Below are 26,280 nucleotides of genomic sequence, written 5' to 3' on the forward strand. Positions count from 1 at the left end.
CGCTCGGGTCAGTTGGAGCTGGGGGTGATGCGGTTCAGTTCGCTGGAGCCCACGGTGGTGATTCGTTCGAGCAGGCCCAGTTCGCGGCGGAGAAGGGCGCGCTCGGCGCGCAGTCTGGTCGCCGCGTCCGGGGCGGCGAGCAGTTCCTGGCGTTCGGCGAGGTCGTTCGCCACCGCCGCCGCGATGAGGTAGGACAGCGCGATCGGGTCGGTCGGCATGTCGGGAAGCCTGATCTCGACGGTGCCGCTGGCGGTGAGGCGGTCGGTGTACTCGCGCATCAGCCGGGTGACGACCGCCGCGTGGTTCGCCGCGGCGGCCTCGTCCCCGGGGACGTCGTCCAGGAACTCGACGTCTCCGACGAGGTAGGGCTTGCTGCCGCTGTCGACGGAACCGATCCGGAACCGGGGCCCGCCGACGGTGACCATGGAGAACTTCCCGTCCGGCTGGGTCTCGATGCGGCGCACCAGTGCCGTGCAGCCGATGTCGTAGGTCTGGGGGACCGCCGGGCCGACCTCCCGCCCGCGCCGGATCGCGACCACCCCGAACCGGCGGGTCTCCGTCTCGGGGATTTCGAGCAGTTCGCGGACCAGGACCCGGTAGCGTTCCTCGAAGATCTGCAGTGGCATCAGCAGACCGGGCAGCAGGACAGTACCGAGCGGAAACAGGGGCAGGCGCTCACCCATGATCTCCCTCACCCCCATAGACCGCGCATCACCGGCCCGTGGACGGGCCCGCATGGTCCCAGCCTGTCCTGTACCGGCCGCCGCGTCCATCCGCACTCGGACACGGCGGGTGTCGTGCCTGCTGCGGGCCGAGAACAGGAGGAAGTCCGGTGAGTGATCGGGGTCAGCAGGACGGCGGGTGGGGCCCGCCCCACGAACTGCTCGTCGTCCTGGACGGGGACACCACTGTGGCCTCGGCGGCGCTGGAGCGGGTGACCGGGTGGGGGCGGGTGACCTCGCGGCTGGAGCCGCGGCTCGCCCTGGTTCTGCTGCCCGCCGAGCGGGTCGGGGACGCCCGTGGTGTCCCCGGCGTCGCCGGTGTCTTCGAGGAGGAGGTGCCGGCGGCGCTGCTCGGCACGCTCCGCCCCGAGGAGCAGCTGTTCGTGGGTGGCTGGCAGGCTCGCGGACGCCCGAAGCCGTCCCGCCGCCGCGACGGCGAGCCCTGGGACGCCCCGACCTAGGGAGGCTGGACGTCCCCGGCCTGAGAAGCTGTCAGAACACCCGTTGCGGTGCCGACCAGACCGCTGCCGCGCCCGACCGGGTGAGCAGGTGGAGACGGTTGCCGACCCGGGCCAGCACCTCCAGGTTGCCGCTGTAGTTGCTCTGGATCAGCGAGACGGCGTCCACGTGGCCGAGCTGGGCGGCGAACGGGCGCGGGCCGCTCCAGACCGGCTGGGCCGGGTTGTTGTCCCGGAAGTAGTGGATCAGCCCGGTGCCGGCGGACGGCACGACCACCTCGAAGTTGCGTGCCCCGCAGTACTGGGCCTGGATCAGCGCCGGGTTGCCGGAGACGCCTTCGGCGAAGGTCTGGCCCGTGCGCCAGACGGCGTCCTGGCCGCGGGTGAGGTGGACCAGCCGGGTGCCGACCAGCGCGACGGCCTCGAGCAGGCCCGCGCCGCCGCCGAGCGTCCCGTGGATCAGGCTCACCGCGTCGACCCGCCCGAGGTTCGCCCCGAACAGCCGGGGCGTGCTCCACGGATAGCCCGCCACGTCGTGGTTGCGCCACAGGTGGAAGATGCCGACGTCCGCCGCGGGTGCCAGCAGCTCGAAGTTGCCTCTGGCCCCCAGCCGGCTCTGGACCAGAGACGGCACGCCGCCGACGCCCTGGGCGAGCTGGACGGGCGGGCGCCACTGGTAGGCGCCGGTGCTGTCCCGCCACAGGAAGAACAGCCGCGGGCCGACCCGGACGACCGTCTCCAGCGGCCCCGGGTTCGCCAGGGTGCTCTGGACCATGGTGACCGCGTCGACCCGGCCGAGGGCCTGCGCGGTCTGCCACGGGTCGCGCCAGGGCGCGCCGGTGGCGTCGTTGTCCCGCCAGACGTGGGTGAGCCCGGAGAAGGCCGACGGCACGACGGCGTCGAAGTTGCCCCGGACGCCGAGCCCGCGGGACTGGATCAGCACCGGGTTGCCGCCGACCCCGTGGCCCCAGCCGAGGTGGGACGGCGTGTAGCGGCACAGCGCGAAGGTGTTGGCCCGCATCAGGCACTCGACCGGCGCCGGCGCGCAGCTGTCGCAGTTGCCGTTGGGGGTGCCGTAGCGGCCCCAGCTGCCGCCGCAGTCGCAGCCGGCGCCCGCGTACTCGTCCGGGGCGCCGAAGATGTGCCCGGTCTCGTGGGCGAAGACCCGGTCGATGTTGTCCGGCCCCCACCCGTCGGCGTCGGCGGCGAGCACCATGCGCGGGCCGCCGACCGACGCGTAGGCGAAGTGGCCGAGCGGGTACTTGGTGACGAACGCGCAGTACGCCCACCGGGTGCCCAGCCGTGCGCGCAGCGCCTCGACGTAGTCGTAGACGCCGTCGAAGTTCGGTGCGTACCCCAGCCTGCTCATCGCCGGGTCGCGCCACACCGCCTCGAGGTCGGTGGCGCCCGGGTTGGCGGGGGTGGGGAGCTGGACGATCTGGATGTCGTAGCTGAACGTCAGCTCGGCGGCGGGGTTCTGGGTCGCGTACCAGGACAGCCCGTTCTGCACCTCGGCGACGATCTTGGTGCGTTCCGCGGCGGTCAGCCGCAGGGCGGGTGTCGGGCCCTCGACGAGGATCAGGCCGACGGCGACCGAGCCCTCCAGGTAGCCGCTGAGGGAACTGATCGGCAGGGTCGGCAGCGGCGCTGGGGCGGCGCCGGACCCGTTGCCGTCCGCGTCCGCCAGCAGGCCGTTGGCCAGGGCACGGAGCGGTGTCGGTGTCGGGGTCGCGGTCTCGCCCGCGCCTCGCGGCGGTGCGATGTCGGTGCAGGGGTGGGCCATGTCCCAGGGCGCCGCGTCCCGCGGGCGGGACCGCTTGCGGCGGCGGTAGCCCTCGCTGGCGCGCAGGCGGAACGCCTCCACCCCCAGGGACTCGGTGCGGTTCAGGCCGCCGGGCAGGCTGTGCGTGGAGACGATCGTCCCGTCGCCGGGGGCGAGGTCGGCGGAGATCCCGCGCAGTGCCTGCGTCACCGCGGAGTCCACCGGGCGGCCCAGGACACGGACCCGGCCGTAGCGGTGGACGGTCCGCTCGCCGTGCTGGGCACGGGTCGGCGCCGGGGTCGCGGTGCTGCGGCGAACTCCCCAGACCGGCAGGTCGTCCGGCGCCAGGTCGATGACCTGCGGCTCGGGCTCGCTGCTCGGGACGGGCAGGTCCGCGGCGTCCGGAGTGCCGCCGCCGGGCTGCGCCTGCACCGCCGGCAGCTCGGGGGCACCGGGCGGACCGGGCCGGGCGTCCGTCTCGGGACCGAGATCATCGAGCGTGATGAGGATCCGTTCGTCGGCCGGTACGTCCCCCGCCATGGGAAATCAGGTGTCCTTTCGTAGGGGATGCTTTGCGAGGTTGTATCGCGTTGCGCCGACGTTGTTGTCGGATTTCGCCTTTTGGCAGCATTGACCGCCGGCCGGGCGACGGCCGGGCCCGCGGTGTCCGCTCTGTCGGTGGTGTTCGTTATGTCGGTGGTTGTGGTTGTGGCTGCGACGTTTGCCCGGGGCGCTACCGCGGCAGCTGCTGGCCCGGGTTGAAGGTCGGCGGTGCGGGCGGGGCGGGCGTCCCCTGCTGCCACGAGGTACCGACGGCGAGTCGCTCCGGTGCCGCCATGGCATCGGCGACCTTGCCCATCAGTGCCTCGACAAGCCGGACGGCCTGCGGCGTCGCCAGGTTCAGGACGATCTCCGAATCCCCGGCGATCTGAAACCGCACCGATACGTCAGCCATGCTCCGAACCCCTTCTCGTCGGGGTGGTAACCCCGTGCGGACGACCTACGCCAGGGGTGACGTTACGGGTCAGGTCAGGACGAAGTGACGGCGCCTCGTCCGAGGGCAGCCGTGTGGTCACCGGTCGACACCGCCGCCCGGCCGCCCGGGTAAGGTCGCGGGGATGACCTCCCTTGTGGCGACGGTCCGTGACTGCGTCTCCGTGCTCGAAGCCTGCTACCCGCCTGCGTGGGCGGAGTCGTGGGACGCGGTGGGCCTGTCGGTCGGCGACCCGGACACTCCCGTGCGCGACGTGCTGTTCGCGGTCGACCCGACTCCCGACGTCGCCGCCGAGGCCGCGGCCGGGGCCCAGCTGCTGGTGACCCACCACCCGCTCTTCCTGCGCGGGGCCCACTCCGTCGCCGAGACGGCGGCCGGCGGGCGGGTTGTGGGCACGCTGGTTCGCGCCGGGGTGGCGCTGTTCACCGCGCACACGAACGCCGACGTGGCCGACCCGGGGGTCAGCGACGCCCTGGCGGCGGCGATCGGCCTGCGGGAGGTGCGGCCGCTGCCGCAGAACGTCGGGCGGGCCGAGGCCCGGGCCCGGGGCCGCACCGACGCCGGCACCGAGTGCCGCGGGCTCGGGCGGACAGGTGCCCTGCCGGCGCCCGAACCACTGTCGGTGTTCTGCGAGCGGGTGGCGCGGGCGCTGCCGGCGACCGCGGGCGGGGTACGCGCCACCGGCGACCCCGACACCCTGGTACACCGCGTCGCCGTCTGCGGCGGATCGGGCGGCGAGCTCGCCGGCGCCGCCGCGGCGGCCGGGGCGGACGCCCTGCTCACCGCGGACGGCCGGCACCACCACACCCTGGACGCCGTGGCGGACCATCGGCTGGTCATCGTCGACGTCGCCCACTGGGCCAGCGAGTGGCCCTGGCTCGCCGGCGCCGCCGACCGGCTGCGCGCGGGTCTCGCCGCCCGGGGACGTACCGTGAACACTCTGGTGTCGACCCGTGTCACCGACCCCTGGCGCCTGCACGTGAGCGCCACCACGACCAGCCCGGGTGCCGACGCGGAGTACGCCGACGCGGAGTACGCCGCGCGCCCGTCCGATCCGCCCCACGCGCCCGGCGCGCGTCCCGAAGAAAGGCTCTAGGCACGGAGTCCATGAAGGCTGACCCGGCAACACAGCTTCGCCTCCTCGACCTCCAGGCGCTGGACACGGCGCTTGACCGGCTCGCCGCGCGGCGGCGCTCCCTCCCGGAGCTCGCCATGATCGCCGAGCGGTCGGCGGCCCTGGAGAGCCTCGACACGGACATCGTCCGGGTACGGACGGAGATCGCCGACATCGCCCGTGCCCAGCAGAAGCTGGAGAACGAGATCGAGCTGGTCCGCTCCCGCGCCGAGCGCGACCGCGCCCGGCTCGAGTCCGGTCAGATCGGCAACCCGCGTGAGCTGGAGAACCTGCAGGCCGAGCTGGCGTCGCTGGCCCGCCGCCAGGGTGTGCTCGAGGACGACGCCCTGGAGCGCATGGAGGCCGTGGACGCGCTGGAGACCCGCCTGGCCGGCCTCGTCGGCGAGCAGGAGAAGATCGCCGGCGAGCGGCAGGCAGCCGAGGAGCGCCGGGACGAGCAGTTCGGCGAGATCGACGCCGAGGCGGTGAAGCGGCGCACCGAGCGGGAGGCGCTGGCGCCGGCCCTGCCCGAGCCGCTGGTCGTCCTGTACGAGCGGATCCGCGGCTCCTCCGGCGGGGTGGGCGCCGCGTCGCTGGTCCGGCGCCGCTGCCAGGGGTGCCATCTGGAGCTCTCCGGCGGCGACCTGCGCGCGGTCGCGGCCGCGCCCGCCGACGAGGTGGTGCGCTGCGAGGAGTGCCGCCGCATCCTGGTCCGGACGGCCGAGTCCGGCCTGTGACCGGGGGCCACACCCGCCCGCTGTCCACACCGCCGAACGGCCGGTAAAGTCACGCATCCCCCCTGCGGAGGCGGGTACCTCTGCGGGCCGGACGAGCGAGGGGAGTGGCGGCATGAGCGCTGGGCGCAGACTGGTCGTCGAGGCTGACGGAGGCTCCCGGGGTAATCCGGGGCCTGCCGGGTACGGCGCGCTCGTCCGGGACGCCGGCTCCGGCGAGGTGCTCGCGGAGCGCGCCGCCTCGATCGGCTCGGCCACGAACAACGTCGCCGAGTACGAGGGCCTGCTCGCCGGCCTGCGCGCCGCGGCGGACGTCGATCCCGGAGCCGACGTCGAGGTCCGGATGGATTCGAAGCTCGTCGTCGAGCAGATGAGCGGGCGCTGGAAGGTGAAGCACCCGTCGATGCGGCCGCTGGTCGCGGAGGCGTCCGGGCTAGCGTCGCGGTTCGGCCGGGTCCGGTTCGTCTGGGTGCCGCGGGCCCGCAACGGGCACGCCGACCGGCTGGCGAACGAGGCCATGGACGCGGCCGCCGCCGGCCGCACCTGGGAGCCCAGCATCCCGCAGTCGCCGGATCCGGCGCCGCACCAGGCGCCGACCACCAACCGGCTGTCCGGCTGGATGGCTCCGCCCGCGCCGCCGACCATGACCGTCCTGCTCCGCCACGGCCAGACCCCGATGTCGGTGGAGAAGCGGTTCAGCGGCAACGTCGAGGCGGCCCTCACCGACACCGGGCTGTACCAGGTGGCGGCCGCCGCCGACCGGCTGCGCGAGGAGCCGTTCGACGCGGTCATCAGCTCGCCGCTCAAGCGCGCCCGGCAGACCGCCGACGCACTCGGCCGCGACTACCTCATCGACGAGGACCTGCGGGAGACCGACTTCGGCGCCTGGGAGGGTCTCACCTTCGCCGAGGTCCGGGAGCGCTTCCCGGACGAGCTCAACGCCTGGCTGGCCGACCCGGCGGTTCCCCCGCCGGGAGGTGAGAGCCTGCTGGGCACCGTCACCCGGGTCACCGCCGCCCGGGACCGCATCCTGGCCCGGTACCCCGCCGGGCGGGTCCTGATCGTCTCGCACGTCACGCCGATCAAGGCCCTCACCCAGCTGGCGCTCGCCGCGGAGCCGGCCGTTCTCTACCGCCTGCACCTCGACCTGGTGTCGATCACCACCGTCGACTGGTACTCCGACGGCCCCGCGGTGCTGCGCGGCTTCAACGACACCCACCACGTGGCACACCTCGTCACCGCGGGCGAGTAGCCCGCCACCAGCCCCTCCCGCCACCAGCCCCTCCCGCCCCCAGCGACGCAGCTCGCATGTTGCGCGTCGATTGTTTTTGCGTGGTGGAAAACGGGCCGCAGGCGGGGTGAACGGACACCCTGCCTGCGGAAACCGTCGCCGGCTCGTGTCCGGCAGTGGCATCGGAGGGTGACGGGGCCGTCCCGGTGGCCCCAGGATCCGGGACATGCGCGGAGTACGGGGCCGGTCGACGGCGCCACCTCGAAGGCAGCTGCCACCCTCCGCTGTGCCACGCGGAGGACACCGGACATGGACGCCAGTTCCCGGCGCCGGCTGCTGGCCGCCGGTGCCCTGCTCCCCCTCGACCTTCTCGGCGCGGGTGAGCTGCCGGGCCGGGCGGGCCGGGGCAGCGGCGCGGTGAGCCCGTCACCGGATCTTCTCGGCCACCTCGACGACCGGGTGGCGCGGATCACCGCCGACTACGAGCGCACCCCGATCGCCGTCACCGCCGCCCGGCTGCGGCGCCAGCTGCCCGTGGTGCGCTCCCTGCTGGCACGGGACTCCCTGCCGCCCGCCACCCGGCTGCGGCTGCACCAGGTGGTCGGCCGGCTCGCGGCCCTGTGGGCCACGACCCGTCACGACACCGGGGACACCACCGGTGCCGCGGCCGCGTTCGGCGAGGCCTACCAGCACGCCGCCGAGGCCGGCGACGCGACGCTGATGTGCTGGATCCGGCTGTGGCAGTCGTCCCTGGCCCGCAAGGCCGGACGTCCGGCGGACGCGGTCGGGCTCGCCGCCGCCGGGCGCGCACTCGTCGGCCCCGGGACCCCCGCGGCGGCGCGGGCGGCGGCCATCGAGGCACGCGCCCACGGTGCGCTCGGCGCCCGCTGGAAAGTCCACGAAGCCGTCGGCCGGGCCTGGAGCATCGTCGGTTCGCTGACCGCGGACCAGCACGGCGAGCCCGGCTTCTCGATCGACACACTGCACGTGCTGACCCTCTCCGAGCTGTCAGCAGCCGCCTATGTCGAGCTCGGGATGCCGGGGGCGGCGAGTGTCTACACCGACGCGGCCATCCACCAGCTCGACCTGGCGGGCGCCACCGGCCTGCGGTCCATGGCCCGGATCGCGGCGGCCACCGCCGCCGCCGGACGCAGGGATCTGGACCATGCGGTCCACCTCGTCGACGCGGCCCTCACCATCTCCCGCGACCGGCCGAGCTCCGTCATCGCCGGGCGGGCCCGGCGCTTCGTCGGCGAGGCCCGCGGCTACGTCGGCTGGCACGCCGCCCTGGACGACCTCGACGACCGCCTCCGTACCTGGCACGCCCCGCGCCTCACCCCGTGACCCGCCCAGACCGCCCGGCACCGGGCTGCCGCGGCCGACACGCTCCACGGCCACCATCGCGACATCGTCGTCGAGCGAACCCTCCGTCCAGTCCGCGAGCGCGTCGACCAGGACCGCCAGCGACTCGGGCAGCTCCCTGTCGGCGGCGAACGCGGCCTGCACCGCCGGGCGGAGCGGGAAGAACTGCCGGGTCGCCGGGTGGCGGGCCTCGGCGAGGCCGTCGGTGTAGAACAGCACCCGGTCGGACCGGTCGAGCCGCACCCGGGCCGGGTCCGGGCGGCAACCCAGACCCAGGGGGAGGTCCCGGGCGGGAGGGGACAGGGCTTCCACCCGCCCCCGGCGCACCCGCAGCGGATCGGGATGGCCGGCGTTGAACAGCTGCATGCACCCGGCGTCGTCGATCTGGGCGACGACCGCCGTGACGAAGTCCGCCACACCGCAGTCCGGCTCCTCGCCCTCGAACCCGGCGACCTCGCAGTCCAGGGCCACGACCAGGGACCTCGGGTCGTCCAGCCGCCCGGCCAGCGCGCGGAAGGTACCCAGCACACGACTGGTGAGCCGGACCGCCCCCAGGCCCTTGCCCCGTACGTCCCCCACGATCAACCGCACCCCCCGCGGGCCGTCCACCACCTCGTAGAGGTCTCCGCCGACCCGCGCCTCCACCGCCGCGCTCCGGTAGGCGGCCGCGAAACGCAGGCCGTGCACGGTCTCGGGGACGGTGCCGAGAATCGCGCGCTGGGCGACCTCCGAGACCCGCACGATCTCGGTCATCCGGCGGTCGCGGGCCTGCCGGGCCCGGCTGACGCCGACCGCGACGACCCCCGCGAGCGCGATGCCGACGAGTCGGATGAGCCTGGCGCTCTGCCCGCCGCCCGCCCCCGGGTCCGTCACCCCGTCCGAGACTGCCAGCGCACCCGCTCCAGCCAGGGCGGCGACGGCGTAGATCCCGGTCAGCCGCGGACCGGCGAAGCTGGCGGCCAGCAGCGGAGCTCCCATGACCAGGGCGATGATGACGAACCCGGGCCCGCCCACGGCATCGACCACGCACACCACAAGAATGATCATGAGTGGCGCGATCGCCGTGGCCGAGCGGGCGCACCGCCCGGGGGATGCCCGGCCCCTGCCACGGCGGCGCGGCGCGCTCCCGCGGTGCGCCCGGAACATGCGTTGGCGGCACCACTGCCCGTCCGGCACCCGGCGTTGACCCACATGTCCCCCATACCCAACGCCACGGGAGCGAGGCAGCGCGTCACAGGACGGAGGCCGTCCGGAGCAGTTCGGACAGGTGCGGCGAAAGACTGTCGGTGGTGGCGGGCACCATCCCGTCCCATGGGAGGCGACGGGATGGCGGGCGGGGCGGTCGATGGCCGGCTGGTGGCGGCGGTGCGGGGAGCGCTCGCCGATGCCGCCGACCCGGCGAAGGCGCCGGCGATGCAGGCGTACATGAAGTCCGCCATGCCGTACCGCGGTGTGCCGAAGCCCGTGCGGGAGCGGGTGTTACGTCCCGTCCTCGCCGCGCGGACCCTGCCCGACCAGGCCGCCTGGGCCGCGACCGTCCTGGAGCTGTGGCGGGGGGCGGCCTACCGCGAGGAGCGGTACGCGGCGGTCGACCTGACCGGCCACCGCGCCTACCGCGCCTACCAGCGAGCGGAGACGCTGGAGCTCTACGAGGAGATGATCACGACCGGTGCCTGGTGGGACCACGTCGACGAGATCGCCTCCCGTCGGGTCGGGCCGCTGCTCGCCACCGACCCCGCTGTGATCCGCCCCGTGATGCTGCGCTGGAGCCGCGACGGTGACCGGTGGCGGCGGCGGGCGTCGATCATCTGCCAGCTGTCCTTCAAGGCGGCGACAGACCTCGAGCTGCTGTACGCCTGCATCGACGCCAACCTCGACGACCGGGACTTCTTCCTCCGCAAGGCCATCGGCTGGGCCCTGCGCCAGTACGCCCGGACTGACCCGGCGGAGGTTCGCCGCTTCGTCGCCGCTCGCGGCGGCGCCCTGTCGCCCCTGTCCCGCCGCGAGGCGCTGAAGCACCTCGCCTGACGTTCCTCACCAGCGGAAAGTGAGCAGTACGTCCGGTATGTTCTTGCCAGCCAGTTCCCCGGCCGGAAGGACCCAGGTGCCCGACCTCCGCCGTGCGCCGGTCCGGCCGGTCGATTCGGTCCTGCCGGTCCTGCCGGTCCTGCCGGACCACAGCGGCGAGGTCCTGGTCCGGTGACCACACTTGAGCTGGCGGTCGTGCCCCGCGACGTCCGCGCCGCCTCCCTCGGGCTGCTGCTCGGAGCTTCGAGCCCGGCCTCGCTGGCCAGCGTCGAGCTGCACGCGCCGCACGGCACGCTGACCCTCGCCGTCCTGGGCGCCTCGCATGCGGTGAGCGCCTCGGCGGGCACCCGCCGGCTGACCGAGGAGGTATCCTGCGACGCCGTCGCGGCCGGCGGCTGCCCGCTGCCGTCACGAGCGGAGGAGGACGGCTACACCCTGCGAGCGCAGGTGCGCACCGTCGATCGGCGCGAACTCGACTCGCTCGCGGAAAGTCTGCGGGCCCGGGCGGCCGGAAGGTCCGACTGGCTGTGCGCCGCCTTCCCCGGCGACGAGTGGGCGGTGACCGCCCTGACCGGCGCGCCGACGCCGCACGGCTGGCAGTGGCGCACCTGGCATCTCTACCCGGGCTCGCGCACGCACGAGATCGTGACCACGCACAGCCGCTGGGAGCCGCGATGACCGCCGCCCGTGTCGCCCGTGTCGCCGGGACCACCCGCGCCGCGTTCGGCCTCCCCCTCGCCCTCCCCGTCGCGCTCGTCGTCGCGGTCCTCCCCGCCTGCGGGAGCGACAACGACGCCCGGAGCTGGGTCGCCGACCACTACCGCCGCACCGGCGCGCAGGGCGACACCGTGCGCTACACCTCCTCCGACCCGGTCGGGCGGACCGCCGCGGCCATCGCCGCCGGGGCGGCGCCGGCCGCCCGAGCCACCGACCGGGGCAACGAGTACCTCCGCTACGCCGACGACATCGTGATCGTCAGCGCGGCGGCCGCCGGCGCCGGCAGCACCGTGCGGGTGGAGGACCTCGACGACCAGTTCAACCGGGGCCAGTACGCGTTCCTCGGCAGCGGATTCGGCCCCGGCTCGCCGGCCGACGGCGACGGCGGTCCCGGCGATGGGAAGTGACCCGGGGCGGGAGCGCCGTCACCCGGCCGGTCAGCAGCGTCCCCCCGTCCCCCCGCACCTCACCGGGAGAGCCTTGTGAACTTCGGCAGCCTGGACGCCGGTGACCTCGGCGAAGGCATCGTCGCCACCCTGCTCTACTTCGTGGTCGGCGCCGGCGTCCTCGCGCTGGGCTTTCTGGTCCTCGACATGCTCACCCCCGGCAGCCTGCGCCAGCAGGTCTATGTCGACCACCGTCCGAACGCCACCGTCCTGCTGGTGGGGAACCATCTCTCGCTGACGCTCATCGTGGCCACGGCCATCGTGACCAGCTCGGACTCGCTGGCCCAGGGCCTCGTCGACTCGGCGGTCTACGGCCTCGTCGGCGTCGCGCTGCACGCGCTCGCGCTCCGGGTGCTCGACGCCGTCGTGCCCGGGCACCTGCGCGCGATCGTCAACGAGCCGACCCTGAGCCCGGCGGCGTGGGCGGTCGCCGCCAGCCTGCTCGCGATCGGCGCGGTCAACGCCGCCGCGCTCTCCTGACACCGCGCTCTCCTGACATCGAGGCCGCCCGTGGCACCCGGCCCGCTGCCCGCCCGGGCCCGCCCGCTCCTGCTGGCCGCGGTCGCGGTCTGCGCCGCCTGCGGCCTGGTGTACGAGCTGGTCCTGCTCACCCTGTCGGCCAGCCTCGCCGGCGGCGGTATCACCCAGACGTCGCTGATCGTCGCCGGTTTCGTCGCCGCCCTCGGCGCCGGTGCGCTGCTGGTCAAACCCTTCCTCGGCAGCGCGGCCGCCGCCTTCGTCGCCGTCGAGACCCTCCTCGGCGTCCTCGGCGGGCTCAGCGCCGTCACCCTCTACGTGGCCTTCAGCTTCTACGCGACCAGCGGGCCGGTGCTCGTCCTCGGCACCGCGCTGCTCGGCATGCTCGTCGGCGCCGAACTGCCGCTGCTCGTCACCCTCCTGCAGACCGGCCGGACGGACATGGACGCCCAGGGCAGCGGCCGGCTGCTCGCCGACCTCAACGCGGCCGACTACGCCGGCGCCCTCGTCGGCGGGCTGGTCTGGCCGTTCGTCCTGCTCCCCGCCGCCGGCATGATCCGCGGAGCCGCGCTGACCGGGCTGGTCAACCTGGCCGCCGCGAGCGTGGTCGCCGCGCTGCTGCTGCGGCGGTGGCTGACCCGGCGCGCGCTCGTCACCGCGCTCGTCGCGCTCCTGTCCGCCGCCACGCTGCTCGGCACGCTGCTGGTGCGCGCCCGGGACATCGAGACCGACGCCCGCCAGCGGCTCTACGCGGACCCGATCATCGTCGCCACCCGGTCGGACTACCAGGAGATCGTCGTGACCCGCCGCGGCAGCGACCTGCGCCTCTACCTCGATGGTGACCTGCAGTTCTCCAGCGCCGACGAACACCGCTACACCGAGTCGCTCGTCGCCCCCGCGCTCGCCCGTGACCCGGCACGTGTCCTCGTCCTCGGCGGTGGCGACGGGCTCGCCGCCCGCGAACTGCTGCGCCACCGGACCGTCCGCCAGGTGGTGCAGGTCGAGCTGGACCCGCAGGTGATCACAGTCGCCCGGACGACCTTCGCCCGGCTCAACCGCGGCGCGCTCGACGACCCCCGGGTCCAGGTGGTGGTGGCCGACGCCTTCCGCTGGCTGCGCGACCCGCCGCCGCGGCCGTTCGACGCCGTGGTCGTGGACATGCCCGACCCGGACACCCCGGCGCTCGGCCGGCTCTACTCCCAGGAGTTCTACGGCCTGGTCCGGGCGGTCCTCGCCCCCGGCGGCCTGCTCACCGTGCAGGCCGGCAGCCCGTACGCGACCCCGGATGCCTACTGGCGCACGGTGAGCACGGCCGCGGCCGCGGGCCTGGCCACCACGCCGTACCACGTGGACGTCCCGAGCTTCGGGGACTGGGGTTTCCTGCTCGCGACGACGGGAGGGCCGCCCCCGCCGCTCGTGCTCTCCGAGCGCGCCGCCCAGGCCCGCTTTCTCAGCCAGGCGGTACTCACCGCCGCCGGCGTCTTCCCCCCGGACCGGGCTCCCCGCGCCCTCGCCCCCTCCACGCTCGACCACCCGAGGATCGTCGACGACCTGCGAACCGGCTACCAGCGTTAGCGGATGGAGGGAGGGCCGGCCGGGTGGAGAGCCGGGCAGAGCTTCTCGCGCTCTCCGGCTCCCACGGCCGGCCCGGGTCCGGTGATCTGACACGGCGGCCGGTTCCTCGCCGCGAGGTCGGGTTCAGCGTCGGAGTGTGGACCATGGCGGTCCGGCTGTCAGTCGTCCATCCACAGCTGGTCGGGCAGCAGGGACCCGAGACCGTACTGCTCGAAGCCGGAGACCCTGGCGTTCGCGACGACCCCGGGGGTCGTGCGCATGAGGAAGACCGCCGGAACCAGATCGGCCAGCCGCTTCTGCACAGTTCCGTAGGCAGCCCGACGGTCCGCCTCGGAGCTGGCGGACCCACCGGTCCGCAGGGCCCGGTCCAGTTCCGGGTCGGCGACGCCGGACAGGTTCGCCAGGGAGTTTCCGGCGAAGACGGTCGCCAGCCGCGGCTCGGGATCGATGAAGATCGCGGTCGAGGTGGCCGCGTCGAAGTCATGGGTCGTGCGTAGCGCGGCGAGCTCGGCGACCTGGATCGTACGGATCTCGACCTTCACGTTCCGGAATCTGCTGAGCTGGGCCTGGACGTTCTCCGCGGTCAGCCGGTTCTCCGAGGTCGGAACGTTGGTGTAGGTGAAGGTGAGCGGTTTTCCCGCGGCGGCCAGCTCGTCGAACAGGCGCTGGGCGGCAGGCCGGTCCGTCCTGCGCAGCGGAGTGTCCGAGTAGAAGGGTGAGCTCTTCGTGAACAGTGTGGTGGCCGGCTCCGCGGCGCCGTTGTAGACCGCGAGGTTCAGGTCGTCCATGTCGAGGGCGAGGGCGAGGGCCCGCCGGGCGCGGATGTCGTCGAACGGTGGCCGGCGGCTGTTGAGCGCGATGAGCGTTCCGCCGGACAGGGGCATGACGGCGGTGGCCAGGCCGGCGTCCGTGGCCTTGCCGAGGTTGGCCGGGCTCGACTCGATGGCCAGGTCAGCGCCGCCGGTGACCACCGTGTTCAGCCGCTGCGTGGCGTCGGGCACCGCGCGCAGCGTGAGACTGGCCAGGTACGGTCGGGGCTGGTCCCAGTAGCGGGAGTTTCTGGTCAGCTCCAGGGTGCTGTTGCGCGTCCAGCTGCGCAGGGTGAACGGCCCCGCGCCGATCGGCCTGGCGTCGAAGGCCTCCCGCCCCTGCCGCAGGGCGGCCGGCGAGGCGATCCAGTTCAGTGTCGAGGTCAGAATCGACTCGGCATACCTCGGTGACGGGGACGCCAGACTGACGCTCAGCGTCGTGGCGTCCACCACCGCGGAGGATGTGATCACCGAGGCCTCCGCGCGCGCGGTGGAGCCGGTGGTCGGGTCCTTGGCGCGGTCCCAGTTGAACCGCACGGCCTCGGCGTTCAGCGGGGTGCCGTCCGAGAACACCAGACCGGGCCGCAGCTTCAGGGTGAACGTGGCGCCGCCGTCGGTGGTCGTGAACGACTCGGCCATCGAGGATCGCACCACACCGGTCTCGTCGGCTCGCAGCAGAGTTCCGTACAGCGCATTGCCCACGAGGGCGCCGACCGTGAAGGCGTTGCCGAGGACGACCGGGTCCAGGGTGCGTACGTCGTTGATGAGGATGATCCGTGCGTGGCCACCGGACACCGGTGCTCCGGAGGGCGAGGCGGAGTCGGAGGCCGGGCTGGAACTGCCACCGCAGGCGCCGAGGAGGAGAGCGGTGGCGCAGACGGTGGCAGCGACGAGTAATCGCATTCTGTGCATGAGGACTCCGAGAGCTTCGTGGGGCCGGCCGAGGCGCGTCCGAGCTCAGTGGATACGGGTGCGAACGCGCTGACGATAGGTGCTGGGCGCCTCACCCGCGTAGCGGGTGAACGCCCGGGTGAAGGCGCTGACGCTCTGGAAGCCGACGGCGACGGCGATGTCGATCACGTTCAGTTTGTCGCCGTCCTGCGCGAGCATGGCCATGGCCCTCAGGAGGCGGCTCTCCAGGAGGTACTGCCGCCAGGACATTCCGGTCGCGGTGTGGAACGCCCGGCGCAGCGACCGTTCCGAGGTGCCCACCGCGGCACACAACCTGGGCAGGGTGACCTCGGCGAGGTGTTTGTCGGTGTAGTCCATGGCCGCGGCCACCAGCGAATCGCTGGCGGTCGGCAGACACAGCGGGGTCTCGTGTTCGAGCCATTCGACGACGAGAGAGGCGAGGACATCGAAGAAGGAATCGGCCATGGGATCCCGTTGGGTCCGGTTGATCGGCCACCTTTTGCCGTACAGAATCATCTCACGGATCACCGGCGCGGCGGCCAGCACACGTACCCGGTCGCCTCCCGGCACGTTCATCGCCGGGTCGAAGAAGACCGAGACGGCCTTGACGTTCGTCCAGGTGCTCGAATGTGACGTGCCGGCGGGAATCCAGACGGCCTGCTGGGGAGGCAGCAGGTAACGGGTGGTCGCGGTCTCGACCTGGATGACGCCCTCCAGCGCGTATTCCAGCTGGTGCAGGTCGTGCAGATGCCACCCGGTGACGACTTCGTCTCCCACCTCCTTGGCCCAGGTACCGGCCCGGACGGCGTGAGCGTCTCCACCGTGGGTCCTGGCGCTCCAGACGGGTAAATTCCGGTCGGGACTTTCTGCGGGGATCATGATGTGACGTTAGTGCAGATCCTCACCTCGGCAAAGTCTTGACATGAGCCCGGTGGGTGGACTGTGTGCCGGCCGGGCGGTGCGAACCCGGCATCAGCGCCCGGCCGTCTCCCACCACGACGCCGGCGGCCTCTCAATTCGGTAGAGCTTCTCGGCGTTGTCCCACAGGATTTTGCGGCGGGCGCCCGGGTCGAGGTGGCCGAGACCGGAGGAAATGGTCTCCTGGATGTTCTCGAACAGGCAGGTGACGTGCGGGAAATCAGTTTCGAACATCACGTTGTCGATCGGCACGAGATCGAGGAAGTGCTTCGGCGCGACGGATTCGAACCAGTAGGTGACGTAGACACTCTGGCGGAACAGCTCCGACGGCAGCACATCCCCCTTCTGGCGTTCCCGGCCGGGCCTGAACGCGCCCAGCCAGCTGTAATCGGTGGCTTCCAGCATGAACGGCAGCCAGCCGATTCCGCTTTCGACCGAGACGAACTTCAGTTCGGGGTGGCGGGAGAGCACGCCGGAGGTGATGAGGTCGGAGCACTGGACGCCGTTCTTCATGAACAGGCTGACCGCGGTGTAGGCCTGGGCGCCTTCGGCCCGGTGCGTCGCGTAGCGTTCCGGCGTGGACAGTTCGAGGGTGTCACCGGCACTGCCGATGTGGAAGTGGATGGGCAGCCCCGTCTCGCGGGCCACCTCCCACAGCGGGTCCCAGTGTGCCGCGCCGAGCACCGGCAGCCCGTAGCGCTGTGGCTCTCCGGTGAACAGGATGCCGCGTGCGCCCAGCGGAGCGCACCGCTCGATCTCCCGGACGGTCTGTCGGATGTCCCAGAAGGGGGTGGCGACCACCGGCAGCAGCCGGCGCGAGTCAGCCGCGGACCATTCCAGCAGGAAGTCGTTGTAGGCCGAGACGCACAGCAGTTTCAGGCTGTCGTCCTTCAGCTTCAGGAAGTTCTCGCTGCCGAATCCACCGACGTTCGGATAGAGGACCTGTGCCCAGATTCCGGCCGCATCCATGTAGCGGAGTCGGGCGTCGGCCTGGTAGGCCGCCGGGTGGCAGTCCTCGTAGGTCTGCGGATAGTCGGGCGGGAAGGTCGGCCAGCCGGCGACCGCCGTCGCGCCGACCGGCGCCAGTCTTTCACCGCCCAGCACCCAGGTGTCGGCCGTTCCCTGCCGCACCACGAACGGAACTTCCTCACGGTATTTCCGCGGTACCCGGGCGGTCCACACGTCCGGCGGTTCGGTGATGTGACTGTCCGCATCGATGATCAGTTCTGGGGTGGGTGTCAATTTTCCCTCCTCGGTCCGGGGGCTGTTCGCTCCCGTTTCATCATCGGTGCCCGGGAGGCCGATCGTCTTTGCGTTATCGGTCAGTTTCTTGCCCGTGGCGGCTACGGTTTTTCCGCCGCGCGCCCGGTTTCCGGCGGGTCGGCGGCCGTTCCGGTCGCCGTCGGTTCGTCCGTCGTCGGTTTGTTCGCCGGCGGCAGGTGCACGGTCGTGAGCCGGCGCACGCCCTTCTTCAGCACGGTGACCCGGCCGGTGGCCCCCGCCCGGCAGGCGAGCCGCACGCGGGTGAGGTCCCGCCGGGCCGCGCCGGGGAGGCGGTTCGCCAGGACGTCCCGCTCGTCCGCCCCGACGGGGGTGAGGTGCTCCGCCCCGCCGAGCACCTCCACCCGGCAGATCATGCAGGTGGCCTGGCCGTGGCAGGTGGTCGGCCAGTGGTAGCCGTGCCGCCAGGCCGCCTCGATGATCGTCTCACCGGGAGCGACCTGGAGGTCGGCGCCGACGGGCTCGACCCGCACCACCACCACCACCGTCTGCTGCCGTTCGCCGTTCCGGTCGGTCATGCCTGCGCCCGGTCCGCGGCCGTCGCGGCGAGCCGGGCGACATGCTTCATACCGATGTAGGAGAAGACGAAGCTCGCACCGATGCTCGCTCCCGCACCGGGATAGGTCCGCCCCATCACCGACGCGGTGCAGTTCCCGGCCGCGTACAGGCCGGGAATCGGCGCGTGGTCGGCGTCGAGTACCCGCGCGTACTCGTCGCACAGCAGCCCACCGCTGGTACCGACATCGCTCGGATAGATCTCGACGGCGTAGAACGGTGGTTTCGTCAGGGGTGCGAGCGAGGCATTCGGCTTGTTTCCATAGTCACCCTGGTATCTCTCGTGGGCGCCGTCACCGCGATGGAAGTCGGGGTCCGTACCCTGTTCGGCGAAGTGATTGAAACGGGAGACCGTCCCGGCCAGCCCGGTCGGGTCCACGCCGCAGAGCCGGGCCAGCTCCTCCAGTGTGTCCGCCTTCTTCATGAAGCCGCTGGAGAGCCAGTCGTCGGGTGTTTTCAGGCGCAGCGAGAAGAGATACCGGCTTCGATTGTGGGAGTCCATGACGAGCCAGCTCGGAATGGACTCGCCGGTGGCGTTGTGGGCGTACATCTGCCGCCCGGCCTCCATGTAGGCCACGGACTCGTTGAAGTACCGCCGGCCGGCGCGGTCGACGATGATCGAGCCCGGCTTGCTGCGCTCGCCGTTGAGCATGCTCGGCCGGCCGTCAGGCCGGATCCCGGCCGGGATCCACCACGCCTCGTCCATGAGATCGACCGCCGCGCCGATCCGCATGGCCGCTTCGATCGCCTCCCCGGTGTCCCCGGGGCTGGCGCTGGTCCACGTCGCGTCGTTCGGCTGCCTGGAGTACCGCCGGCGCATGCCGGGGTTGCGGGCGAACCCGCCCGAGCTCAGCAGCACGGCGTGCCGGGCGCGGATGCGGATGGTCTCGCCGTCCCGGATGGCGACAACCCCGGTGACCCGGCCGTCCTCCACGATCAGGTCGGTCAGGCCGGTGCCCGTCCACACGGTCGCCCCCGCCTCGAGGGTGGCCTTCAGGGCCTGGGCGACCAGCGCGCCTCCGTTCGCCAGCCGTGCCTGGCGCAGGAGCCTGCCGGCGGCGGTCCGCAGCCCGACCCGCGCGGCGGTCACCATGGCCCTCGGTCGGCGTTTGACCAGCTGGAGGATGGCCGCCTCCCGGGTGAGGACGACGATGCCGAGCCCCACCGTCATCCCGGGCATGAGCCTGTCGTACCACGGCCCCAGCTCCCTGCCGTCGGTCACGACCGGCTCGAGGGAACGCCCGCGCGAGCAGCCGCCGCGCACGCCGGCCATCTCCGCGTAGTAGTCGCTGTACCCCTCGCACCGCTGGAACCGCATCCCCCTGCCCACCAGGAAGTCGACCATGGCGGAGCCCTCGACGATGTAGGCCCGCCGGCGTTCGGGGGAGGACGCCGCGGTGGGCTCACCGACGACCGAGTCGAAGTAGGCCAGCCCGTCGGCCAGCGAGTCGGGGATCTTCGCGGCCCGCATGAGCGGGTTGTCCGGCAGCCACAGCACGCCGCCGGACATGGCTGTCGCACCGCCGATCAGGGGCTGTTTCTCGATCACCAACGTCTGCAGCCCGGCGGCCGCCGCGGTCACGGCCCCGCTGAGCCCGCCTCCTGATCCGACGACGACGACGTCGGTGGTGTGGTCCGGTTCGGACATGGTGAATCCCTCGGCTGCGCTGGATGGTTGTGCACTGGATGGTCGGGCCGGACCGTCAGCCGGCCAGATACCGGTCGAGCTCGATGTGCATGTTGCTGATGATCTGTTCCATCTCGGTGGCGAGACGGTGCTGCTCGTAGCTGCGGGAGCGCAGGCCGCGCTGCTGGCGCTCGATGTTGCCGAAGTCCTGGCGCGGAATCAGGCCCCAGTTCTCGGTGTCGTCCGGGGCGAAGCGGCCCTTCAGCGATGCCCGGCCGGGCTCCTCGGCCTCGGGATAGGTGGTCAGCGACCACACCTCGAAGCGGCACCACTCGGGGTCGTCCCGGTACGGACGGGCCCGGTAGGAGAGCGCGTTGCCGAACTGGGGCAGGAGCATGAAGTTCGGGAAGACGAACACCTGCCCGCCCCACAGCCGCAGGCCCTCCGGCGTCGGCCGCATCGGGATACCCGCGCCCTCGGCGTAGTCGATCAGCGCCCGCACGGCGGCCGTCGCGAAGTCCTCGCCGGGCTGCAGCCGGTTGCGTACCGACCGGAAGACATGGAGATCGCGTTCGAGGGTCATGGCGTCCTGGCCCTCCCAGAGGACCCGTGACCGCTCCAGGAAGGTCTCTCCGCCGCGCCCCTGGGAGATGCCCCCCGCGGTCGGGTCGAAACGGCCCTGGAAGCGCCCGTGGCCGTTCTCGAAGCCGGCGTACTCGACGTTCCCGAACGGGTAGTCCTCGCCCATGTCGAAGGTCAGCTGCGGGTGGGTGGCCATCACGTGGTAGCCCTCGTGGAAGGCCTCCTGGGCCACCTTCCAGTTGGCGTTGAGAATCGTCTCCTTCCACCACCAGACCCGTAGGTTCTCGGCACGTACCGAGTCGAGCAGCCGGGCCACCGGGGACAGGAACTCCCGCAGCGGGCGGGCGTCGGGGTCCAGGTTGACCCAGGCGCAGCCGGCGAAGGTGTCGACCCTGCACTCCTGCAGCCGGATGTCCTCCGGGCGCAGGCACTCGGGGGCAAAGCCCTCGGCGCCGTAGACGAACGAGCTGGTCCCGTCGAGATTCCAGCGCCAGCCGTGGAACGGGCAGACGATCTGCCCGCCGGGCAGCCGCCCGGAACCGTTGCAGAGCTGGGTGGCCCGATGGCGGCAGGCGTTGTGGAAGGCCTTCACGGATCCGTCGTGCTGGCGGATCAGGAGAACGGACTGGTCGCAGATCTCGTATTCGACGAAGTCCCCGGTGCGGGGAATCTCCTCCAGCCGGCACGCCATCTGCCAGACGCGTGGCCAGAGAAATTCCTTCTCCAGCTCGAAGAAGGCACGGTCGTAGTAGCGTTCGCGGGGGACGTGCAGCGTGTCCCGCATCGCGAACGGGACGTCCCGGCTGTGTGCCGGCCTGCGGTCGTCGGTCATCGCCATTGTTCGCAGCCTTTCCTTCTCCGCAGGGTTCAGCCGGTCGCCTCGATCTTCCCGATCTCCTCCCCGATCTCGTAGACCGTGCCGATCGAGCCGCTCCAGCGGACGACGCCGGAGCCACCGGCGGAGATCTCGGACTCGACCTTGTCCGTGGCGATGACGAACAGGGGTTCGCCCTCGGTGACGGACGAGCCGTCCGCCACCAGGAGATCGACGAGTTCCGCCTCGGAGATCGCCACCGATACCCGGGGGATGCGGACGATGAAGTCAGCCACGGATTCCTGCCTTTGCCGGGTCCGTGTGTGCCGGGTCCGGGCGCAGGGTCTGGCGGACCGCCGCGACGATGCGCTCCACACTGGGATAGATGGATGACTCGAGTGCCGCGGGCGCCGGATTGGGAACGAACCGCGCGCCCACCCGCTCGATCGGGGCCAGCAGCGTGCCGAACAGCTCACGCTGGACGATCGCGGTGATCTCCGCGCCGGGCCCGGCGAAGCCCACCGCGTCGTGCACGACGACGGCCCGGCGGGTACGCCCCACGGACCGGACCATCGCGGCGACGTCGAGGGGGACGAGGGTGCGCAGGTCGAGTACTTCGGCGCTGATCCCGTCGGTGGCGAGCCGGTCGGCCGCCTTCAGCACCTCGACCACCGCCCGGCCGTAGCTGATCAGGGTCACGTCCGTGCCCGGCCGCTTCACCTCGGCCTCGCCGAGCGGAATGGCGAAGGCCGGATCGAGCGGGACCATCCCGCGCTGGCCGCGCAGCCGGATCGGCTCCAGGAAGATGCAGGGGTCGTCGTCGAAGATGGCCGTGGTGAGCAGGCCCTTGGCGTCCCGCGGGGTCGCGGGCGTGATCACCTTCAGCCCCGGGATGTGCATGAACCACGCCTCCAGCGACTGGGAATGCGTCGCTCCGGTGCTCAGCCCGCCGTAGACCTGCGTCCGGACGGTGATCGGGGCGCCTGTCCGGCCGCCGGTCATGAACCGCAGCTTCGCCGCGTTGTTGATGATCTGGTCGGCGGCGATGCCGATGAAATCCATGATCATTATTTCGGCGACCGGGCGGAAACCCGCCATCGCGGCACCGATGGCCGCGCCCACGATCGCCGCTTCGGAGATCGGTGTGTCGAGCACGCGCTGCGCGCCGTACCTGGTCGACAGGCCGGCCGTCGGACCTGACGCCCCGGGGTCGGCGATGTCCTCGCCCAGCAGGAAGACGCGCTCGTCGCGCTCGAGTGCCTGGTCCAGAGCGAGATGCAGCGCCTCGGTCATGGTCATCCGTCGTTCGTCCACGTCCACCTCACTGCGGGCAGGTCGTCCCGGCGGGCCGCGGCCCTCGGAACGCCCTCGGAACGGGTGTGGGTGCCGGGGCCGGGCCTGGGCTCAGGCCCGGCCGGGCCGGTGGTCAGGCCGGGCAGTTGCGGGCGTCGGCATACACGTCACGGTCGATCTCCGCCAGCGCCGTGGGCGGCGCCGCCTGCGCGGCGGCCAGCGCCTCCTCCACCGACGCGGCCGCGGCCGCGTCGATCGTGTCGAGGTCGCCCGCGGTGCAGGCGCCCGAGCCCACCAGACGTGCCCGGAACCGCGGGACCGGGTCGGCTTCGGCCGCGGCGGCCAGCCGCTCGGCCGGAATGTAGGCCATCGGGTCGCCGAAGTAGTGGCCGCGCAGCCGGAACGTCACACATTCCAGCAGCGTCGGGCCGCGCCCCGAGCGTGCCCGCTCGACCGCCTCCGCCACGGCCGACACGAGGGCGACCGGATCGTTGCCGTCGACCCGCGTGCCCGGCATGCCGTACCCGGCAGCCCGGTCGGCGACATGTTCGATCCTCATCGTGTGCTCGGTCGGGGTCATCTCGGCGTAGAGGTTGTTCTGGCAGAGCAGCACCAGCGGCAGATCCCACAGCGCGGCCATGTTGGCCGCCTCGTGGAACGAACCGGTGTTCGTCGCCCCGTCCCCGAAACTCGCCACCACCACCCGGTCGAGCCCCAGGCGCTGCGCGGCCATCGCCAGGCCCACCGCGACCGGCGGCCCGGCCCCGACGATCCCGGTCGAGAGCATGACTCCGACCTCGGGGCTGGCGATGTGCATCGTCCCGCCCTTGCCCCGGCCGGCCCCGACCTGCCGGCCCAGCATCTCGCCGTAGATCTCCACCAGCCCGACGCCCTTGCCGATGAGGTCGTGCAGGCCCCGGTAGGTGGTGACGAGCTGGTCGTCGGACCGCAGGCACACCCCCATCGCCGCGGCGATCGCCTCCTGGCCCCGGGAGGGCCAGTACACGGTGAGCAGCTCACCCGAGGAGATGCCCCGGCTCAGCCGGTCGTCGGCCGCCTTCATGAGCGTCATCAGTTCGTACAGCCGCCGCCCCGTCGCCGGCGCCAGCGACGCCAGGTCGTCGCGGTCGTCGCGGTCGTCGCGGTCGTCCGGATCGCCGCCGCCGGGCAGGCCGGGCCGGTCGGTCAGGTCGGTCGAGTCGTGCGGAGTACCTGCCATCAGGCGTCGCCACCTTCTGTCACGCGCCCCGACACGGCCCCGGCGAGATCATCCGCGACCAGCTGGTTGGCCAGCACGCCCACCTCCTCGACCGTGGACGTGTAGTGGTCGCCGACGTCGACATCCGCGGCCGGCGGCGGGGTCCCCAGCGTCACGACGTCGCCCGGGAGGAGGCTCATGTGGCGGCTGACGTGACTCAGAATCTCCCCGGGCGTGAACCGGTAGTACCGGGTGCTTCCCGACTGCACCCGGACGCCGTTGCGGGCGCCGGTAATCGAGAGTCCGTCCATCACGCGCTCCTCGGTGAGGTCCCGACGGATCCACGGGCCCCAGGAGGCGAATCCGTCGATGGACTTGGCCGTCGCCCACAGCCCGGGGCGGACGTACTCGGCTGCGGTGACATCGTTGAAAACGGTCCAGCCGAAGATTCCCTCGGAGGCCTCGTCGGGCGACGCGGCGCGCAGCCGGCGCCCGACGACGACCGCGAGCTCCGCCTCCATCTGCACCGGGCCGGTCAGCACGGCCGGGGCCCGGATCCGTCCGCCGTCGCCGCTGGCGTGGCGGCACGCCTTGGGCACCCACACCGGCGAGACTCCCGCGGGGCGGGTCGTTCCCGGTTCCAGAAACCCCCCCATCACGGCGATGAACCGGACGTCGCGCAACGGCGGCCCCAGGGTCACCTCCGAAAGGGGCAGGGACTTTCCGGTGCGTCGGGTGTCGCCGAACACGTCGCCGTCCAGGACGTGGAAGCGACCGTCCGCCACCTCCCCAAAACATGACGTCCGGTCGATGACGGTTCGGCCGAGTAACATGACGGGCGCCTCCACGAACGGGAATCGTGTGCACTGGCATCGTCTGGGAGCCATCCGGTTCGGAGAGACCGGCGGTGGCCCGTCCGTTCATCATCTTCGGTGCCGCGGTGACATTCTTTGCAAAAGCGGTCAGGTCCTTGCCTGTTTCGGCCGGCTCCGGGCCGGGGTGTCACCGGTCGTTGGTGAACAGGAAAGCCTGGGCGAGCGGACCGCCGCCGCCGGTGACGAGGCCGACCCGCGGGCCCGTGACCTGGCGCGCGCCGGCCTGGCCGCGCAGCTGGAGAAAGGTCTCGTAGGCCAGGCCGAAACCGAGGAAACGCCCTTCCGACAGCTGGCCGCCGGAGGTGTTCAGCGCGATGCCGCCGTCGCGGGCGAGGCGCTCTCCCCCTTCCACGAACGCACCGGCCTCGCCGGGGGCGCAGAAGCCGAGTGCCTCCAGCCAGAGCGGGACGAAGATGCTGAAGCCGTCGTAGATGCCGGTGACGTCGACGTCCTCGGGGCGCAGCGCCGTGCGTGACCACAGCTGTTCCGCGGCCGCGGTGGCGGCCATGTGGTCGAGGTCCGGCCAGAACTCCCAGCTCGACGTGCTGGGCCGTCCACCGCCGACGGCTTCGAAGAACACCGGCCGCTCGACGTCCCGGCGGTGGGTGACGTGGGAGACGACGAAGGCGATCGCACCGTCGGACGGGACGTCACAGTCGTAGAGGCACAGCGGATCGCTGATCATCCGGCTGCTCAGATAGTCGTCGAGGGTCAGCGGCTCGCGGTACACGGCGGCCGGGTTGTCGGCGGCGTTGCGGCGGTTGTTCACGGCGATCCAGCCGAGCTGCTCGCGGGTGGTGCCGTACCGGTCGAAGTGGCGGCGGGCCCACAGGGCTGCGAACTGCACGGGGGAGCCGACTCCGTAGGTGGTCTTCCACGGCGCCACCGCGGAGCCGGACAGGACGGCGGGGCGTCCCCCTCCGTTCTGGGCGGTCGCCTCGGTGACGGTCCGGTAGACGAGCACGTGTCGGGCCAGCCCGGCGGCCACCGCGTGGGCGGCGATCCCGAGAACACCGATGACGTTGGCACCGTCGCCGCCGCCGAGGATCCACGACAGGTCCAGCCGCAGCAGGGAGTGCAGGTCGCCGGCGCGCGGGCCGCCGAAGCCGTGCGGGGCGGCGCTGTCGGGCCAGGTGGTCAGTCCGTCGATGTCACGGGGTGTCAGGCCCGCGTCGGCGATGGCGGCCAGGCAGGCGTCCAGGGTCAGGTCGATCGCGGGCCGGCCGAGCCGGCGGCCGGTCCGCGAGCGACCGATGCCGGAGACGATCGCCTGGCGCTCGATGTTCGCGGGGGTCGCGGGGGCCGCGCTCATGCGGCCGATGTCCGTCGGGCCGGCCGGAACACCGGGACGTAGACCTCGCCGCGCTGGTCGAAGGTCACCTCGACCGGGAGTCCGGTGACGACCGCCTCGATCTCGCAGTCCACGATGTTGGTCAGCAGATGCAGGTCGGGCTGCTCGTCGAGCACCACCCGCGCCACGACGTAGGGGGGCGGGAAACCCGGCACCCACCCACGTCGCACCACCGTGTGGGACAGGACCGTCGCCCGGCCGGACACCGGCCGTGAGGTGACCGAGCGGGCGAAGCAGTGCGGGCAGACGGGTGCGGGCGGATGGAACAGCCGGTCGCACGCCGTGCACGCTCTGATCAGGAGCTGTCCCTGCGCGCCACCGAGCCAGAAGTCGCGACTGTCGTCGTCGACCGCCGGCACGGGTCGGTCGTCGCCCGCCACCGGATCGCCTCCCGTCGTTCGGGTCACCCGCCCCCTCCGCCATCCATGGCCGTCGGCACGGGGAT

General features: G+C 72.5%; 25 protein-coding genes and 1 pseudogene. 10 read left to right on the plus strand and 16 right to left on the minus strand.

Features of this window, described 5'->3' with window-relative positions; all coding sequences use genetic code 11:
• Window positions 1-8: 8 nt before the first annotated feature.
• Complete coding sequence (locus tag B207_RS0103115) at window positions 9-683, minus strand: LON peptidase substrate-binding domain-containing protein (RefSeq protein WP_026310618.1); 675 nt, start codon at window positions 681-683, stop codon at window positions 9-11.
• A 149-nt stretch (window positions 684-832) separates the two neighbouring features.
• Between B207_RS0103115 and B207_RS0103120 the strand changes: the two genes are divergently transcribed.
• A complete protein-coding gene (locus tag B207_RS0103120; protein ID WP_018635052.1) occupies window positions 833-1,183 on the plus strand; it encodes a hypothetical protein in 351 nt (116 codons plus the stop codon).
• A 31-nt stretch (window positions 1,184-1,214) separates the two neighbouring features.
• Here the strand turns inward: B207_RS0103120 and B207_RS0103125 are convergent, their stop codons facing one another.
• The gene (locus B207_RS0103125) at window positions 1,215-3,482 is read right to left on the minus strand and encodes a zinc metalloprotease (protein WP_018635053.1); all 2,268 of its coding nucleotides are present in this window, start codon (window positions 3,480-3,482) and stop codon (window positions 1,215-1,217) included.
• A 193-nt stretch (window positions 3,483-3,675) separates the two neighbouring features.
• Window positions 3,676-3,897 (minus strand): hypothetical protein, encoded by a 222-nt coding sequence (locus B207_RS0103130; protein WP_018635054.1) that lies wholly within the window; start codon window positions 3,895-3,897, stop codon window positions 3,676-3,678.
• Between the two features lie 163 nt (window positions 3,898-4,060).
• Between B207_RS0103130 and B207_RS0103135 the strand changes: the two genes are divergently transcribed.
• The 4 genes from B207_RS0103135 (at window position 4,061) to B207_RS39445 (ending at window position 8,359) form a co-directional block, all read left to right on the plus strand.
• Window positions 4,061-5,032 carry a Nif3-like dinuclear metal center hexameric protein gene (locus B207_RS0103135; protein ID WP_018635055.1) on the plus strand — a complete coding sequence of 324 codons (972 nt, stop codon included), beginning with the start codon at window positions 4,061-4,063 and terminating at the stop codon, window positions 5,030-5,032.
• A gap of 11 nt (window positions 5,033-5,043) precedes the next feature.
• Window positions 5,044-5,787, plus strand: coding sequence for a zinc ribbon domain-containing protein (locus B207_RS0103140; RefSeq protein ID WP_018635056.1), 744 nt, complete (start codon window positions 5,044-5,046; stop codon window positions 5,785-5,787).
• A 112-nt stretch (window positions 5,788-5,899) separates the two neighbouring features.
• On the plus strand, window positions 5,900-7,036 hold the full coding sequence (locus B207_RS0103145; RefSeq protein WP_018635057.1) for a bifunctional RNase H/acid phosphatase: 1,137 nt from the start codon (window positions 5,900-5,902) through the stop codon (window positions 7,034-7,036).
• Window positions 7,037-7,324: 288 nt separating this feature from the next.
• Complete coding sequence (locus B207_RS39445; protein WP_026310619.1) at window positions 7,325-8,359, plus strand: hypothetical protein; 1,035 nt, start codon at window positions 7,325-7,327, stop codon at window positions 8,357-8,359.
• 99 nt (window positions 8,360-8,458) lie between these two features.
• Here the strand turns inward: B207_RS39445 and B207_RS42510 are convergent.
• A pseudogene (locus B207_RS42510) lies at window positions 8,459-9,523 on the minus strand (PP2C family protein-serine/threonine phosphatase); the annotation flags it as partial.
• A gap of 180 nt (window positions 9,524-9,703) precedes the next feature.
• Between B207_RS42510 and B207_RS0103160 the strand changes: the two are divergent.
• The 5 genes from B207_RS0103160 (at window position 9,704) to B207_RS0103185 (ending at window position 13,620) form a co-directional block, all read left to right on the plus strand.
• Entirely contained in the window at window positions 9,704-10,405 is a 702-nt protein-coding gene (locus B207_RS0103160; RefSeq protein WP_026310620.1) for a DNA alkylation repair protein, read from the plus strand.
• A 171-nt stretch (window positions 10,406-10,576) separates the two neighbouring features.
• On the plus strand, window positions 10,577-11,083 hold the full coding sequence (locus B207_RS0103170; RefSeq protein WP_018635061.1) for a DUF2617 family protein: 507 nt from the start codon (window positions 10,577-10,579) through the stop codon (window positions 11,081-11,083).
• Entirely contained in the window at window positions 11,080-11,529 is a 450-nt protein-coding gene (locus B207_RS0103175; protein WP_018635062.1) for a DUF4247 domain-containing protein, read from the plus strand. Before B207_RS0103170 ends, B207_RS0103175 begins: the two co-directional genes overlap by 4 nt.
• A 75-nt stretch (window positions 11,530-11,604) precedes the next feature.
• Complete coding sequence (locus B207_RS0103180) at window positions 11,605-12,048, plus strand: DUF350 domain-containing protein (protein ID WP_018635063.1); 444 nt, start codon at window positions 11,605-11,607, stop codon at window positions 12,046-12,048.
• A gap of 30 nt (window positions 12,049-12,078) precedes the next feature.
• Window positions 12,079-13,620: a polyamine aminopropyltransferase gene (locus B207_RS0103185; RefSeq protein ID WP_018635064.1), complete on the plus strand. Its 1,542-nt coding sequence runs from the start codon at window positions 12,079-12,081 to the stop codon at window positions 13,618-13,620.
• Between the two features lie 158 nt (window positions 13,621-13,778).
• On the opposite strand, the gene B207_RS0103190 is transcribed toward B207_RS0103185, so the two are convergent.
• The 12 genes from B207_RS0103190 to B207_RS40450 all read right to left on the minus strand — a co-directional run bounded on the left by B207_RS0103190 (window position 13,779) and on the right by B207_RS40450 (window position 26,242).
• Complete coding sequence (locus tag B207_RS0103190) at window positions 13,779-15,332, minus strand: ABC transporter substrate-binding protein (RefSeq protein WP_018635065.1); 1,554 nt, start codon at window positions 15,330-15,332, stop codon at window positions 13,779-13,781.
• Between the two features lie 54 nt (window positions 15,333-15,386).
• Window positions 15,387-16,118 carry an AraC family transcriptional regulator gene (locus B207_RS0103195; RefSeq protein WP_018635066.1) on the minus strand — a complete coding sequence of 244 codons (732 nt, stop codon included), beginning with the start codon at window positions 16,116-16,118 and terminating at the stop codon, window positions 15,387-15,389.
• A gap of 195 nt (window positions 16,119-16,313) precedes the next feature.
• Window positions 16,314-17,501, minus strand: coding sequence for an amidohydrolase family protein (locus B207_RS0103200; protein ID WP_018635067.1), 1,188 nt, complete (start codon window positions 17,499-17,501; stop codon window positions 16,314-16,316).
• Window positions 17,502-17,602: 101 nt separating this feature from the next.
• Window positions 17,603-18,058: a 2Fe-2S iron-sulfur cluster-binding protein gene (locus tag B207_RS32300; RefSeq protein ID WP_018635068.1), complete on the minus strand. Its 456-nt coding sequence runs from the start codon at window positions 18,056-18,058 to the stop codon at window positions 17,603-17,605.
• Window positions 18,055-19,743 (minus strand): FAD-dependent oxidoreductase, encoded by a 1,689-nt coding sequence (locus B207_RS0103210; protein ID WP_018635069.1) that lies wholly within the window; start codon window positions 19,741-19,743, stop codon window positions 18,055-18,057. Before B207_RS0103210 ends, B207_RS32300 begins: the two co-directional genes overlap by 4 nt.
• A 55-nt stretch (window positions 19,744-19,798) precedes the next feature.
• The gene (locus B207_RS0103215) at window positions 19,799-21,142 is read right to left on the minus strand and encodes an aromatic ring-hydroxylating oxygenase subunit alpha (protein ID WP_018635070.1); all 1,344 of its coding nucleotides are present in this window, start codon (window positions 21,140-21,142) and stop codon (window positions 19,799-19,801) included.
• A gap of 29 nt (window positions 21,143-21,171) precedes the next feature.
• Window positions 21,172-21,414, minus strand: coding sequence for a biotin/lipoyl-containing protein (locus tag B207_RS0103220; protein ID WP_018635071.1), 243 nt, complete (start codon window positions 21,412-21,414; stop codon window positions 21,172-21,174).
• Window positions 21,407-22,417 carry an alpha-ketoacid dehydrogenase subunit beta gene (locus B207_RS0103225; protein ID WP_084691979.1) on the minus strand — a complete coding sequence of 337 codons (1,011 nt, stop codon included), beginning with the start codon at window positions 22,415-22,417 and terminating at the stop codon, window positions 21,407-21,409. The genes B207_RS0103220 and B207_RS0103225 overlap by 8 nt, the downstream gene beginning before the upstream one ends.
• A 127-nt stretch (window positions 22,418-22,544) precedes the next feature.
• Window positions 22,545-23,483: a thiamine pyrophosphate-dependent dehydrogenase E1 component subunit alpha gene (locus tag B207_RS0103230; protein WP_154675123.1), complete on the minus strand. Its 939-nt coding sequence runs from the start codon at window positions 23,481-23,483 to the stop codon at window positions 22,545-22,547.
• A 146-nt stretch (window positions 23,484-23,629) separates the two neighbouring features.
• Window positions 23,630-24,442, minus strand: coding sequence for a fumarylacetoacetate hydrolase family protein (locus B207_RS0103235; protein WP_035739813.1), 813 nt, complete (start codon window positions 24,440-24,442; stop codon window positions 23,630-23,632).
• A gap of 169 nt (window positions 24,443-24,611) precedes the next feature.
• Window positions 24,612-25,796, minus strand: a complete 1,185-nt coding sequence (locus B207_RS0103240) for a thiolase family protein (RefSeq protein WP_018635075.1) — start codon at window positions 25,794-25,796, stop codon at window positions 24,612-24,614.
• Window positions 25,793-26,242: a Zn-ribbon domain-containing OB-fold protein gene (locus B207_RS40450; RefSeq protein ID WP_018635076.1), complete on the minus strand. Its 450-nt coding sequence runs from the start codon at window positions 26,240-26,242 to the stop codon at window positions 25,793-25,795. Before B207_RS40450 ends, B207_RS0103240 begins: the two co-directional genes overlap by 4 nt.
• Window positions 26,243-26,280 lie beyond the last annotated feature (38 nt).

It is taken from the genome of Parafrankia elaeagni (genome assembly GCF_000374165.1).
Lineage (GTDB): Bacteria > Actinomycetota > Actinomycetes > Frankiales > Frankiaceae > Parafrankia > Parafrankia elaeagni.

What these genes read in the sequence shown, in the direction of transcription:
- B207_RS0103115 (WP_026310618.1), bottom strand. Translation starts at nt 683, where the DNA reads ATGGGTGAGCGCCTGCCCCTGTTTCCGCTCGGTACTGTCCTGCTGCCC.
- B207_RS0103125 (WP_018635053.1), bottom strand. Translation starts at nt 3,482, where the DNA reads ATGGCGGGGGACGTACCGGCCGACGAACGGATCCTCATCACGCTCGAT.
- B207_RS0103130 (WP_018635054.1), bottom strand. Translation starts at nt 3,897, where the DNA reads ATGGCTGACGTATCGGTGCGGTTTCAGATCGCCGGGGATTCGGAGATC.
- B207_RS0103135 (WP_018635055.1), top strand. Translation starts at nt 4,061, where the DNA reads ATGACCTCCCTTGTGGCGACGGTCCGTGACTGCGTCTCCGTGCTCGAA.
- B207_RS0103140 (WP_018635056.1), top strand. Translation starts at nt 5,044, where the DNA reads ATGAAGGCTGACCCGGCAACACAGCTTCGCCTCCTCGACCTCCAGGCG.
- B207_RS0103145 (WP_018635057.1), top strand. Translation starts at nt 5,900, where the DNA reads ATGAGCGCTGGGCGCAGACTGGTCGTCGAGGCTGACGGAGGCTCCCGG.
- B207_RS39445 (WP_026310619.1), top strand. Translation starts at nt 7,325, where the DNA reads ATGGACGCCAGTTCCCGGCGCCGGCTGCTGGCCGCCGGTGCCCTGCTC.
- B207_RS0103160 (WP_026310620.1), top strand. Translation starts at nt 9,704, where the DNA reads ATGGCGGGCGGGGCGGTCGATGGCCGGCTGGTGGCGGCGGTGCGGGGA.
- B207_RS0103175 (WP_018635062.1), top strand. Translation starts at nt 11,080, where the DNA reads ATGACCGCCGCCCGTGTCGCCCGTGTCGCCGGGACCACCCGCGCCGCG.
- B207_RS0103190 (WP_018635065.1), bottom strand. Translation starts at nt 15,332, where the DNA reads ATGCGATTACTCGTCGCTGCCACCGTCTGCGCCACCGCTCTCCTCCTC.
- B207_RS32300 (WP_018635068.1), bottom strand. Translation starts at nt 18,058, where the DNA reads ATGACCGACCGGAACGGCGAACGGCAGCAGACGGTGGTGGTGGTGGTG.
- B207_RS0103210 (WP_018635069.1), bottom strand. Translation starts at nt 19,743, where the DNA reads ATGTCCGAACCGGACCACACCACCGACGTCGTCGTCGTCGGATCAGGA.
- B207_RS0103215 (WP_018635070.1), bottom strand. Translation starts at nt 21,142, where the DNA reads ATGGCGATGACCGACGACCGCAGGCCGGCACACAGCCGGGACGTCCCG.
- B207_RS0103225 (WP_084691979.1), bottom strand. Translation starts at nt 22,417, where the DNA reads ATGACCATGACCGAGGCGCTGCATCTCGCTCTGGACCAGGCACTCGAG.
- B207_RS0103230 (WP_154675123.1), bottom strand. Translation starts at nt 23,483, where the DNA reads ATGACGCTCATGAAGGCGGCCGACGACCGGCTGAGCCGGGGCATCTCC.
- B207_RS0103235 (WP_035739813.1), bottom strand. Translation starts at nt 24,442, where the DNA reads ATGTTACTCGGCCGAACCGTCATCGACCGGACGTCATGTTTTGGGGAG.
- B207_RS0103240 (WP_018635075.1), bottom strand. Translation starts at nt 25,796, where the DNA reads ATGAGCGCGGCCCCCGCGACCCCCGCGAACATCGAGCGCCAGGCGATC.